Source organism: Amnibacterium flavum (assembly GCF_003097495.1).
Lineage (GTDB): Bacteria > Actinomycetota > Actinomycetes > Actinomycetales > Microbacteriaceae > Naasia > Naasia flava.
Genome location: NZ_QEOP01000001.1, coordinates 275,417 through 288,206, shown reverse-complemented (window position 1 = coordinate 288,206; position 12,790 = coordinate 275,417). Strand labels below are relative to the sequence as shown.

Annotated in this window: 10 protein-coding genes and 1 tRNA gene; 7 read left to right on the top strand and 4 right to left on the bottom strand. The window is 68.7% G+C overall.

Annotation, left to right across the window (positions count from 1 at the left end; genetic code table 11):
• Window positions 1–23: 23 nt before the first annotated feature.
• Window positions 24–515 (bottom strand): hypothetical protein, encoded by a 492-nt coding sequence (locus tag DDQ50_RS01350; RefSeq protein ID WP_116754942.1) that lies wholly within the window; start codon window positions 513–515, stop codon window positions 24–26.
• A 163-nt stretch (window positions 516–678) separates the two neighbouring features.
• Window positions 679–2,007: a DNA repair protein RadA gene (radA, locus tag DDQ50_RS01345; protein ID WP_116754941.1), complete on the bottom strand. Its 1,329-nt coding sequence runs from the start codon at window positions 2,005–2,007 to the stop codon at window positions 679–681.
• 177 nt (window positions 2,008–2,184) lie between these two features.
• Here radA and DDQ50_RS01340 point away from each other — a divergent pair, with 177 nt between their 5' ends.
• Complete coding sequence (locus tag DDQ50_RS01340) at window positions 2,185–3,666, top strand: HNH endonuclease (RefSeq protein WP_165829648.1); 1,482 nt, start codon at window positions 2,185–2,187, stop codon at window positions 3,664–3,666.
• Window positions 3,667–3,743: 77 nt separating this feature from the next.
• Window positions 3,744–3,833: transfer RNA gene (locus DDQ50_RS01335), tRNA-Ser, on the top strand.
• Window positions 3,834–3,935: 102 nt separating this feature from the next.
• Here the strand turns inward: DDQ50_RS01335 and DDQ50_RS01330 are convergent.
• Together DDQ50_RS01330 and DDQ50_RS01325 are read right to left on the bottom strand one after the other, a co-directional pair.
• Window positions 3,936–6,044 carry a RecQ family ATP-dependent DNA helicase gene (locus DDQ50_RS01330; protein WP_116754939.1) on the bottom strand — a complete coding sequence of 703 codons (2,109 nt, stop codon included), beginning with the start codon at window positions 6,042–6,044 and terminating at the stop codon, window positions 3,936–3,938.
• A gap of 143 nt (window positions 6,045–6,187) precedes the next feature.
• Window positions 6,188–7,105 (bottom strand): helix-turn-helix domain-containing protein, encoded by a 918-nt coding sequence (locus tag DDQ50_RS01325; RefSeq protein ID WP_116754938.1) that lies wholly within the window; start codon window positions 7,103–7,105, stop codon window positions 6,188–6,190.
• Between the two features lie 95 nt (window positions 7,106–7,200).
• Between DDQ50_RS01325 and DDQ50_RS01320 the strand changes: the two genes are divergently transcribed.
• From DDQ50_RS01320 to DDQ50_RS01300, 5 genes are all read left to right on the top strand, one after another.
• Entirely contained in the window at window positions 7,201–7,917 is a 717-nt protein-coding gene (locus DDQ50_RS01320) for an amidohydrolase family protein (RefSeq protein ID WP_116754937.1), read from the top strand.
• A 195-nt stretch (window positions 7,918–8,112) separates the two neighbouring features.
• The gene (locus tag DDQ50_RS01315; protein WP_116754936.1) at window positions 8,113–9,123 is read left to right on the top strand and encodes a sugar ABC transporter substrate-binding protein; all 1,011 of its coding nucleotides are present in this window, start codon (window positions 8,113–8,115) and stop codon (window positions 9,121–9,123) included.
• A 54-nt stretch (window positions 9,124–9,177) separates the two neighbouring features.
• Window positions 9,178–10,746: a sugar ABC transporter ATP-binding protein gene (locus DDQ50_RS01310; RefSeq protein WP_116754935.1), complete on the top strand. Its 1,569-nt coding sequence runs from the start codon at window positions 9,178–9,180 to the stop codon at window positions 10,744–10,746.
• Window positions 10,743–11,753, top strand: coding sequence for an ABC transporter permease (locus DDQ50_RS01305; protein ID WP_116754934.1), 1,011 nt, complete (start codon window positions 10,743–10,745; stop codon window positions 11,751–11,753). Before DDQ50_RS01310 ends, DDQ50_RS01305 begins: the two co-directional genes overlap by 4 nt.
• A gap of 71 nt (window positions 11,754–11,824) precedes the next feature.
• Window positions 11,825–12,787, top strand: a complete 963-nt coding sequence (locus tag DDQ50_RS01300) for a cyclase family protein (RefSeq protein ID WP_116754933.1) — start codon at window positions 11,825–11,827, stop codon at window positions 12,785–12,787.
• The last annotated feature ends 3 nt before the right edge of the window (window positions 12,788–12,790 follow it).

Below are 12,790 nucleotides of genomic sequence, written 5' to 3'. Positions count from 1 at the left end.
TGCGGTGCCCCGATCGGGGAGTCCTACGGTGTGGCAGATGCGTCCCAATAGCCGGGGTCGTCGGTAGGGTCGTCCGCCCAGAAGCAGGTGAGCAGCGCGGTGGACCTGTAGAAGACGACACCGGTGCGGTCTGCCGTCGGCACTCCGTTGCCGCCGGGACCGGTGCCGCCCGCGAGCTCGCCTCCGGGCGGGAAGCACGGAACCGTCTCGGTGTAGAGGCGCGGCTTCGTCGGGGCGTACCAGTCGGGCTTCCAGCCGCCCATCTGATCTGCGGGCACGAGGGACGGGATGCCCGTGAATGTGCAGACGACCGTCAGGGTGCCCTTCACCCGTTTGGTCGTCCAGAGGTCGGTGTAGAGGGTGGTCGACGGCCCTCCGACAAGGGTGCCTCCGTATTCGCAGTGGTCGGTTCCCTCGATCCCGGCATCATGGTCGGCGAAGGCGGCCGTGGCGCCGGCGAGCACGAGTCCCGCCGTGAGGATGATGGTCGCTGCGGCCCGTATCGTGCGTCTCATGCTGCCCTCGGTTCGTCGGTTGGCGGGAGCGTATTGCGACCGGCAGCCGACACGCCAGAGGCGGGTCGAGGCGGAGGGGAACCGGCCCCCATCGAACCTTCCGACGCGAGTTCGGGCGTACTCGATTCGCGGCGCTCGAGCGGGGGCGAGCTGAGTCGAACGGTCAGCCCAGGGCGAGGCGGAGGGCTGATTCGGCGGAGCCGGTGGAGTGGTCGAGGACCTTCCTGAAGCCGAGGCGCCGGGCTTCACCGCTGCGCTGCGAGGCCATCGACACCGGACGGATCTCACCCGCGAGACTGATCTCGCCGACCGCGATGACATCGTGGCCGACGGGTACGTCCCGGGCGGCCGAGGCGACGGCGAGGGCGATCGCGAGGTCGGCTCCGGGCTCGGTCAGGCGGATGCCGCCGACCGTCGAGACGTAGACGTCGAGTCCGCTCAAGCCGATACCCGCACGCCGTTCGAGGACGGCGAGCACCATGGCGACCCGCGCTGAATCGACGCCGCTGACGACGCGCCGCGGGTTGGGCGCCGAGGTCTTGACGACGAGAGCCTGAACTTCGACGGGGAGTGCGCGCCGCCCCTCCATCGCGATGGTCACGCAGGTGCCGCTGACGGCCTTGCTGTTACGGCTCATGAAGAGGCCGCTGGGGTCGGAGACCTCGACGATGCCGTCGCCTGACATCTCGAAGCACCCGACCTCGTCGACGGGGCCGAACCGGTTCTTGAGGGCGCGGATGAATCGGAGCGAGGTCTGACGGTCGCCGTCGAATGTGCAGACGACATCGACGAGGTGTTCGAGGAGGCGTGGACCGGCGATGCTGCCGTCCTTCGTGACGTGCCCGACGAGGAGCACGGGCAGGCCGCGCTGCTTGGCGAGCCGGATGAGAGCCGACGCCACCTCGCGCACCTGGGAGGGTCCGCCCGCGAAGCCGTCGATCTCGCCCGACGACACGGTCTGTACGGAGTCGACGATGAGGAGATCGGGGGAGACGGCGTCGACCTGGCCGAGCACGGTAGCGAGGTCGGTCTCGGCAGCCAGGTACAGCTGCGGGTGCAGAGCCCCGGTGCGCTCGGCGCGCATGCGCACCTGTCCGGCTGACTCCTCGGCGCTGACGTAGAGGACCCGGGAACCCGTTGCTGCGGCCCGGGCGGCGACCTCGAGCAGCAGGGTCGACTTGCCCACCCCCGGCTCACCCGAGAGCAGAACGGCGGCGCCGGGGACGATGCCGCCGCCGAGCACGCGATCGAACTCGGCGATGCCGCTGGGTCGGTGGGTGGCGGACTCCACCTCGATCTCGCCGATGGGCCGGGCGACCCGATCGCCGACGACGGCGGTGGGCCGGATGCTGCGGGTGATGCCCGTCTTCTCGGCCGATTCGATCACGGTGCCCCACTGCTGGCACTCCGCGCAGCGGCCGACCCATTTCGAGGTCGTCCACCCGCATTCGGTGCAGCGGAAGGGCGAAGCCGAAGCGGTGACACGAGCCATGCGGCAAGGCTACGTTCGCCCGCCGACATCAGCCGAGGAGCGCGCCGGATGTCCGACATTCGAACACGCGTTCGATATTTTGTGCTACAGTGGAGGCACATCGCGTGCCGGCGAAGTGACCCTTTTCAGTGGATGCCGGCGGCCGTTCCCGCCTGTGTTCCGAGCAGACGGATGGCGATGAGTCAGGCATACGGCGAGGCGACGCAGGCGAGTCCCGGACTCGCGCTCGTCGATGCGCTGGCAGACGGGGTCGTCGTCGAACGCGAGTTCGCGGCACGACGCTACGAGCAGATCGACGCCGTGCGCGGCTGGTACGAAGCGGAGCACGGGGCGCTCTGGAGCCGACCCGACGCCCTCGAGTGGCGCGACCTGCGCGCCGAGATCGCGGCCGCGCTCGTCATCCACGAGCGGACCGCCGAAGCTCAGCTGCACTACGCGAGACGGCTGGTCCACGACTTCCCGACGACGCTCGGGCGCCTGCGTGAGGCGCGGTTCTCCGATCGGCACGCGCGCGTCGTCGTCGACTGCTCTGTCGGGGTCCCGCCCGAGCTGCTCGCCGACTACGAGGCGCAGGTCCTCGAGCTCGCCGAGCGCATGCCCGCACCACGATTCGAGAAGCAGGCGGCGTTCGTCGCGGCGGCGATCTCGCCGTCCACGATGGTCGCGCAGCACGCAGAGGCGATGACCGAGCGGCGCATCGCTGTCGAGCCCGCGCCGCACGGCATGGCCTGGCTGCACATCCTGCAGGACGCGCCTCTCATCGTCGGCGCCAAGGCGGCGATCACCGGACTCGCCCTCACTCTCCATGGCGTTCCTGGCGAGACCCGCACGCTGTCCCAGATCGAGGCAGACGTCGCCGGTGACCTGCTCGGCGATTCCTTCGGGCTGACCTCGACCATCTCGGGCGGAGAGCCGGTTCCGAGCCCTGCGGCACAGCGAGGCGTCAAAGCCGAGGTCTTCATCCACGTGTCGGCCGGCACCGCGCTGGGCATCAGCGAGGAGCCCGGCCATCTGCGCGGTTACGGACCCATCGACCACGAAACCGCCCGCAAGCTCGCCGGCACGGCCAGCAGCTGGATCCGGCTGCTGACCGACCCGGCCGACGGCACCATCCTCGACTTCGGGCGCAGCACCTACCGTCCGCCCGTGGAACTCCGTCGCTACGTTCAGGTCCGCGACCAGGTCTGCCGCTTCGTCGGCTGCACCAGGTCGGCGGAGCACTGCGACATCGACCACACGGTGGCCTGGATCGACGACGGTGAGACGACCGCCGCCAACCTCGAGGCGCTTTGCAAGAGTCACCACCCCGTCAAGACCAGAGGCCGATGGCAAGTCGAGATGGATCCGAATGGCGTGGTCCACTGGACCTCGCCCACCGGGAGGACCTACGAGACCTATCCCGCTGCTGTGATCAGACCGCCGGGGGATGTTCGCTTCCGACCTGTCGTCGACGAGAGTGATGCATCCGACGATCTGGTCGACGGCGCAGAGCCCCGACCGTCCGCGATCGGCGATGCCCTCGCCAGGAAGTTCAAGGTCGGCGAGAAGCCGAAGGCTGCACCGAAACCGGATGGCCCCACCCTGGCGGACTGGTTCGTCGACGCCGACGAGGGTTCTGGTGGCCCGAGCGGTCGCGACGCCGACGATCTCGCGGGGTGACGACCGCGCGTCATCGCGGGGAGGGGGCTCGACCTCGGATTGGCGAAGGCGCGTCGCCCTCGCGTACACTCGACCCCGGTAGCGTGTCCGAGCGGCCTAAGGAGCATGTCTCGAAAACATGTGTGGGGGCAACTCCACCGTGGGTTCAAATCCCACCGCTACCGCCACTCTGAGGGCCCGTCATCGGCATGAATCGCCGACGACGGGCCCTCAGTGCGTCGCGGCGAGACCTTGCGTTGCGATGCTCTCCCGCCCGTGATGACCCGTCGTCAGCTGCGCAGCGCGAGCACGAACGGGAGCACGCCGGGTGCGCCGGCGTTCCGGAGCAGACGCGCCGCGACGGTCAGAGTCCAGCGACTGTCGGCCAGATCGTCGACCAGGAGGACCGGCCCCGACGCCGAGGTCAACGCCGAAGCCAGCTCGTTGCCGACGCGGAACGCCGGCCACACCGCGCCCAGCCGGTACGCGCTGTTGCCGGTCTCTCCGGATGCTCCGCCCTCGCCGGTGCGATCGAGCGAGCCCAGAAGCGGAAGCCTGCCGATCCGGGCGACACCCGCGGCGATCGATTCGACGAGGACCGGTCGACTGCGACTCGGCACGGTGACGATGCCCACCGGGCGCTCAGCCCAATCCCATTCGGCGAGCACCCGCACGCAGGCGCCGAGCATCGCGTCGGGAATGGGAACATCCGTCGCGCCGGTCGCGAAGAGCTCGCGAAGCGGGCCGCCCCAACCGAGATCGGTCAGACGCGCGAGCGCACGCCCCTCGCTCGCGCGGTCGCCCTGCGGAAGGTTGCCGCGCATCGGCACGCCGCGGGAGGCGGCACCCGTCGGCCACTGCGCCCGGGGTTCCACGGCCACGCCGACGCGGTCGAGCGACGCGGTCGCCGCTCGGGTCGAGGCTTCGGGGACGTCCGTGGGGTACCAGACACCCGCGCAGCGATCGCAGCGCCCGCACGGCTCGGCGGAGGGATCGTCGAGCGACTCCTGCAGGAACGCCATACGGCAGCGGTCGCTGGTCTCGTAGTCGAGCATGTGCTGCTGCTCGGCGGTTCGCGCCTGGGCGATCCGCTCGTACCGCACCCGGTCGTAGGTCCACGGCCGGCCCGTGGAGACCCAACCGCCCCGCACGCGGCGCACTGCCCCGTCGACATCGAGCACCTTGAGCAGCAGCTCGAGTCGAGACCGCCGGATGTCGACCAGCGCCTCGAGAGCCGGAGTCGAGATCGGCTGGTCACCGAGTTCCCGGAGCACTGCCGCGGCGCGCTCCTCGGTCGGCATCGCGGCGGTGGCGAAGTACTGCCAGATGGCGGGATCCTCGGGGCCGGGCAGCAGGAGCACGTCGGCGTTCTCGGTGGCGCGTCCGGCGCGGCCGACCTGCTGGTAGTAGGCCACTGGAGAGCTCGGCGCCCCGAGGTGCAGCACGAAGCCGAGGTCGGGCTTGTCGAAGCCCATCCCCAGAGCACTCGTCGCGATCAGGGCCTTGACCCGGTTCTGCTTCAACAGCTGCTCGGCCTGCTCGCGCTGCTCGGGATCGGTCTGACCGGTGTAGGCGAGCACCTCATGGCCCGCCTCACGCAGCAGCCGGGCCGTGTCTTCGGCGGCCGACACCGTCAGTGCGTACACGATCCCGCTGCCCGGCAGGTCGGCCAGATGAGCGGTCAGCCAGCCCAGGCGCGCGGCCGCGTCGGGGAGTCGCAGCACCCCGAGACGCAGGGACCGTCGAGCGAGCGGGCCGCGGATGGTCAGGACCTCGCCTGCGGCCTCACCTGCGGCGCCGAGCTGCTCGACCACGTCGGCGACGACCCGGCTGTTCGCCGTCGCCGTCGTTGCGAGAACGGGAACGCCGGAGGGGATCTCCTGGATCAATTCGCGGAGCCGGCGGTAGTCGGGGCGGAAGTCGTGCCCCCAGTCGGAGATGCAGTGCGCCTCGTCCACGACGACCAGACCGGTCCTGGCCACCAGGTCCGGAAGCTGCTCGTCGCGGAAGGTCGGGTTGTTCAGTCTCTCGGGGGAGAGCAGCAGCACATCGACCTCATCGCGCTGGAGCTGCTCGCGCACTTCACCCCACTCGTGGGCATTGGCGGAATTGATGGACACGGCACGCACGCCCGCGCGGGCCGCCGCGGCGACCTGATCCCGCATCAGCGCGAGCAGGGGAGAGACGAGCAGAGTCGGTCCGGCGCCCCGCTGCCGGAGCAGCCGGGTCGCGACGAAGTAGACGGCCGACTTGCCCCAACCCGTCCGCTGCACGACGAGGGCCCGCCGGGCGTCGTCGACCAGGGCCGAGATGGCCTCGAACTGGCCGTCGTGGAACACCGCGTCGGGACGACCGACCAGCTCGCGGAGAGCGGTTTCTGCGGCGAGGCGGGTATCCATGTCGTCCACCCTGTCAGGTGGGCCCGACACCTGCGCGGGACCGCCCCTCGGGACCGCCCCTCGGGACCGCCGATCGAGCGCCGGAGCTGCCGCGTGTCATGGCCGGAAATGCCCGGACCGCCGAGGTCGCCGGTCGAGGCGTCCTACTGTCTCGAGCCCACCGATCGTCGATACGCCCGGGGCGTCATGCCGACTTCGCGGAGGAACTGCCGGTTGAAGTTGGACAGGTTGCTGTAGCCCACGTCGTAGCAGATACCCGCGATCGGGGCATCGGACTCCTCGAGCAGGACGCGTGCGCGTGCGATCCGCAGCATGCGGACCATCTCGCTGAACGTCCGCCCGCTCGCCCGCTGGAAGAACCGCGAGAACGTCGGCTGCGACATCCCCGCCAAGCGGGCGGCCTCGGCCATCCGCACGGTGCCGGCGAGGTTGTCGAAGATGTAGCCGAGGCTGCGTTCGACCGCGCCGGCGGCAGGCGATGCGGCTCCGGGCGGGGTGAACCAGTCGCGCGCCAGCACGACCCGGTCCTCCTTCGGCGACCGGCTGAGTATCCCGAGGACCCGGAAGAAGTGGATGAGCCGCAGCAGATGGTCCGTCGCCCCCATGGCCTCGATGGCCTCCGCCGCCTCGACGGCGGTGCGCCCGTGGAACTCGATTCCTCGTGAGGACTGATCAAGGAGCGGACGGAGCTCCCGGAGTTCGGGCATCTCGACCGACGCGCGCTCGAGCCATGCGCGATCGAATTGGATCACGGCATCGCGCTTGCGGAGGACCTCGCCCGGTGCCAGATCGCTGAGCCAGTGGTGCGGCAGGCCCGCTCCGACGAGCGTCACATGCCCCGGGCCGAATGCGCCGATGTGGTCGCCGACGATGAAGCGGCCGGCGCCGTGCCGGATGAGGTGGATCTCGTACTCGGGGTGATAGTTCCATCGGGCGATCGGCGCTGGGAAATCGTGCTCGAGCCACACCACCGAGCGCTCCGGATGGCGCACGATCACCTCGAGTTCGGCGGCACGATTGAGCAGTTGCTCCGCACGTCCGGCTGACTTCACTGTCTCCACGTGAAAATTTGTATCAGAACAGGACGTCCGCGGGCTAGGTGCGGTGGGGCCGTTTGGGTAGCGTGACTGCGGGCGGAACGCGAAGGAGCGACCCAGTGATCATCGACTCTCACAGCCATGTCGGCACCCGGATCGGGTCGACCCAGACGGGTCCCGAGCTGCGTGCGCGAATGGATGAGGCCGGGGTCGATCTCGCATGCATATTCCCGCATGTCGAAGGCGGGTTCACGAACGACGACGTCGACGAGGCGGTCGCCGCCGTCCCCGGGCGTTTCATCCCGTTCCTCGCGGTCGACCCGTGGTTCGGTGATCGAGCCGTCGTCGAGATCCACGAGCGCGCCGACCGCGGTTACCGGGGTGTGAAACTGCATCCGACAATCCACGGCTACAACCTCGCCGACCTCGATCTGCTCGCTCCGGTGCTCGATGCGGTCCGCGAGCGTCGACTTGTGCTGCTCTCCCACGGCGCCGATGACGTGCTCAATGCCCCGCCGGCGTTCGCGAAGGTCGCTCGCGCCTATCCCGAGGTGCCGGTGCTGATGGCGCACAGTGGCGTCTTCCGCACGCATGAGCAGGCGATCGAGGCCGCGCGCGAACTCCCGAACCTCTACCTCGAGGCGGCACGCGTCCCCGCCTTCGAGATCGCCCACCAGATCCGCGAGCTCGGCCCCGAGAAAACCATCTGGGGCAGCGACTCCCCGTTCAGCGACTACAGCTGGGAATTCGAGAAGATGCGCCGGACTGTCGACTCGGACGAAGCGCACCAACTCGTCTGCGGCGGAAACCTCGCCCGCCTGCTGGAGCTCACATGACCGGCCTATCCGCGTCGGCACTCGGCCGGCGCCGTCGCGAGTCCGCTCGCGCGGCCGGAACACCAACCTTCGTTCGGTCGGAACGAGATATTACTAGATGACCACTTGATAGGATACGTTTACAACCTGTCAGCACCAACGGTGGTGCCACACCTGTGTCGCACCGCGGACTCTTGACAAAGAAGTGGAGTAGTCATGCACAGCACTGTTTTCAACAAGGTGGCGCGGCGCAGCCGTGTCGCCGCGGGAATGGCGATCGTCGCCGGCCTCGCGATCACCCTGGCCGGATGCGCCGGCGACAGCGGTGGTGGCGGCGGTGAAGGCGGCGGCGGGGGCGATCAGACCCTCGGGCTCGTCGCGTTCGACATGACGTCGGCCTCCGACGCCGCGTTCGACAACAGCACCAACAAGGCGTTCAAGGATGCCGGCTGGGAGGTCCTGACCCAGGACCCGAAGGGCGACGCAGGCCAGGCCAACACGATCTGCAGCCAGTACGTGACGCGTCAGGTCACGGCGCTCATCATCACCACGTTCGCCCAGGACCAGATGGCCCAGTGCCTCTCCCAGGCGAAGGCCGCGGAGATCCCTGTGTTCTTCCTCGCCAGCCCCCTGCTCGACGGCATGGCCGGCGCGGTGGACCTCGTCGCCCCCGAGCCCATCAACGACGTCTTCGTGAAGTACCTCGAGGACAACAAGGTCACCAACATCCTGACGCTCGACTACACGCCCGGCACCCCGTGCCGTCTGCGCGCCGAGTACCGCGATGAGCAGATCGAGAAGGCCGGGCTCGATATCAAGGTCGACAAGCACGAGTTCCCGATCCCGGGCCAGGTCGTCGACGCGCAGAACGCGACAGCTGCATGGCTCGCGGCGAACCCGGAGGGCTCCGGCAACTTCGCCATCTGGTCCTGCTTCTCCGACTCGACCGCGGGAGCCCTCGCGGGCATCCAGCAGGCCGGCCGCACCGATGCGCTGCCCATCTTCACCTGGGACTACAGCGTGTCCATCCTCGACGGCATCAAGAGCGGTGCCGTGGCCGCCGACCTCTGGATCGACTTCGACGGCATGGGTGCCCAGGCGCTCGAGCTGGTCAACGGATACCTGAAGGATGGCGAGCCGAAGGGACTGACGGCGTCGAACATCGTCCTCACCTCCGAGAACATCGACCAGTTCCTCGAAGATCACCCGGAGGTCGAGCGGAACTAATTCCCGCTCGCATCGCCAGAACCGAGATCGACCCCCGAGAAAGACCATGGACCAATGGCTAACCGCGAACCAGCTCCCGACACCGTGACTCAGGTCGACCCGAGCGTGCCCCTCGTCGAAGCACGCGACGTCAGCCGGTCGTTCGGAGCTGTCAGGGCGCTCTCGGGGGTCAGTCTCGATTTCCGTCGAGGTGAGATCCACGGACTTGTCGGCGCCAACGGCGCCGGCAAGTCCACCCTCCTGAACATCATCGGCGGGGTGATCACCCCGAGCTCGGGGAGCATCCTCGTCGATGGCGAGGAGCGTTCGATCGAGCGTCCGGCCGACGCCGATGCGCTCGGCTTCTCCTTCATCCATCAGGAGCTTGCGCTGATCCCCGACTTCTCGGCGATCGACAACATGACGCTGGGTGTGAAGGAGGTCGGACGTCTCGGCTTCGTCGACCGACGCGAGGCGTCGCGTCGCGCGAAGGACGTCGCCGACCTGCTCGGCATGGGCTTCTCGCTCCGCAAGCCGGTCCGCCAGCTCAGTCCCGCGGAGCGCGGCCTCGTCGCGATCGGTCGTGCGCTCGTCCGCGATGTCCGCTTCATCGCGATGGACGAGCCGACGGCAGTGCTCTCCGACGTCGAATGCCAGCGCCTCTTCCGCATCGTCCGCGACCTCGCCGCCACCGGTGTGACCGTGGCCTACGTGAGTCACCGGCTGGGAGAGATCGAGGACCTCAGCGACCGCATCACCGTCTTCAAGGACGGCAGGGTCACGGGTCGCTTCGAACGCGGTGGGTACACCCGCGACGACCTCGTCCGCGGCATCACCGGTTCGACCGTGGGTCTCGGCCCCCGCGCCGAGATCTCGCGGGTCGATCGCGACGCGCCTATCGTCTTCTCGGCATCGCACCTCTCCGACGGGGACCGCGTGCGCGACGTCAGCTTCGATGTCCGCGCGGGCGAGATCGTCGGCATCGCCGGCGTGGTCGGCGCCGGCCGGACCGAGACCTTCGGCGCCATCTTCGGCGAGCGCAAGCTCACGAGCGGCGAGATGACCCTCGACGGCAAGCCGTACCGCGCGGCCAATGTGCGCGATGCGGTCCGCCAGGGTGTCGCACTCGTCCCCGAGGAGCGCCGCTCGCAGGCGCTCATCATGACCGATTCGGTCCGCTCGAACATGACGATGGGTGCCTGGGGTTCGACCGTCGCGAACCGCTTCTCCCCGTTCGTCAGCGACCGCAAGGCGAACGGCGTCACCGACCGCATGGTGAAGGCGCTCAGCATCAAGGCTCGCGACCCCCAGGTGGCCGTCGGAACCCTGTCGGGCGGCAACCAGCAGAAGGTCGTCTTCGGCCGGTGGCTCTCGCGCGGCGCCCGGGTCATGCTCCTCGACGAGCCGACCCGTGGCGTCGACATCGGTGCGCGCCAGCAGATCTGGCAGACCATGGAGGATTTCGCGGCGGCCGGCAATGCGGTCGTCGTCGTCAGCTCCGAGCTCGAGGAGCTCTCCATCTGCCACCGCGTCGTGGTGATGGTGGAGGGGCGGACCATCGGCGAACTGCAGGGGCCGGGCGTCACCGAGGAACAGATGCTCTCCGAGATCTACAACGACCACGTGAAGGAAGAAATCGTATGACCACCGACATCGCGCCGGCGCCCGCCGTCGACACAACTCCGAAGCGGTCGGCGGGGCAGTCCGTCACCCTGTTCATGGGCAAGTACGGCGCTCTCATCGTGCTCGCACTCCTCGTGATCGTGTTCTCGATCATGGAGCCCAAGTACTTCCTGTCCTGGGGCAACATCGTCCAGATCTTCAACCAGTCCGCTCTCGCGGCGATCGTCGCGTGCGGTCTGACCCTGGTCCTCGCCGCCAACCAGTTCGACCTCAGCATCGGCAACACCGCGAGCCTCTCGGGCATCGCCGTCGCCGCCATGCTGATCGGCGGCGTCCCGATCCCGGTCGCGATCATCGTCGCCATCCTGATCGGCCTGGCTGTCGGTCTGCTCAACTCGTTCCTCGTCACGCGACTCGGGGTCAACGCGCTCGTGGCCACCCTCGGTGTCGGCAGCGTGGCGATCGGTGCGAACTACCTGATCTCGGGCGGAGCCGCCCAGCCGTTCGGCGCCTACGTGCCCGAGTTCACCGAGATCTCCGTCGGCACCTGGTTCGGCATCCCGAAGAACGTCTACTACATGGTCGTCATCGTCGCGATCCTCTGGGTGGTGCTCAACCGCACCGTCCTCGGCCGCAACATCCAGGCCGTCGGCGGCAACGCGGAGGCATCCCGTCTCGTCGGCGTCCCCGTCCGCAGCGTCACGACCGCGGCGTTTGTGATCTGCTCGATCTGCGCGGCGATCACCGGCATCCTCCTCGCCTCCGTCGTCGGCAGCGGGCAGGCGACGGGAGGTGACGGGTACACCCTGCAAGCCTTCGCGGCCGCGTTCCTCGGAACAGCCGTGATGCGGGAGGGGCAGTTCCACATCCTCGGCACCGTCGTCGGTGTCGTCACCGTCGCCACCGGCTTCAACGGGCTCGCGATCATCGGCGTCCCGGCGTTCGCGCAGTTCCTGTTCCAGGGTCTCGTGCTCATCGCGGCGGTCTCCTTCAGCACCGTCGCCCGCAAGCTCACCCGAGCGGGCTGACGCCGACCCGGCAGCGACCCCGGCGTTACCGTCCCGAAGAAGCGACAGACGAGAAGTAGAAGAGGTACCTGATGTCCAGTGATTCACCGCGCACGATCGCGGAACTGCTCGGCGACGATGCGCCCAAGAACTGGGGCAAATGGGGTCCCGATGACGAGGTCGGCAGCCTCAACTACCTGACCCCGGAAGAGGCCCTGCGAGGGGCGGCCGCGATCCGTTCCGGCCAGTCGTTCACCCTGCAGGTGCCGATCGGCAAGCCCGGCTTCGAAGACCCCGTGCACCCCACCCGCACCGGGGCCGTCCGCACGTCGGTGTCCGACGAGGGCTTCTTCCAGCGCGGCGCTGAGGAGCCGGCGAGCGGTCACCACTGGGCCGACGACAAGATCGAAATGTTCCTCCAGGGCTCGACCCAGTACGACGCTCTCGGGCACCTCTGGTACGGCGGGCAGATCTGGAACGGCTACGACGCGATGACCACCGACGGCGAGCTGCGGAAGGCCTCCATCCTCCCGATCGCCGAACGCGGGGTGGTCGGCCACGGCGTGCTCATCGACATGGCTCGCTACTACGGCAAGGAGTCGCTGGGCAAGGGTGAGAGCTTCACGCACCTCGACCTGCAGGACGCGGCCCGCGCGCAGGGCATCGAGATCCAGCCGCGCGACATCATCGTCATCCGTACCGGTTGGCTGGGGCACTATTACGAGACGACCCCGGAGGAGTTCTACGCCGACTGGAACGAGCCGGGACTCACCTGGTCGCGGGACCTCGTCGAATGGTTCCAGCGCATGGAGATCCCCAACCTGGTCACCGACCTCGTCGCCAACGAGACCACCTGGCACGAGTCCGGCGTCGAGCTGCCACTGCACAACGCGCTCATGCGCAACCTCGGCATCGCTTTCACCGAGATCGTCTGGCTCGACGACCTGGCCGCGGCCTGCGCCGCGGACAACCGCTGGGACTTCCTCTACACGGCGGCTCCTCTCAAGGTGCACGGGGCGAGCGGCGCACCGGTCAACCCCATCGCGATCCGCTGACGG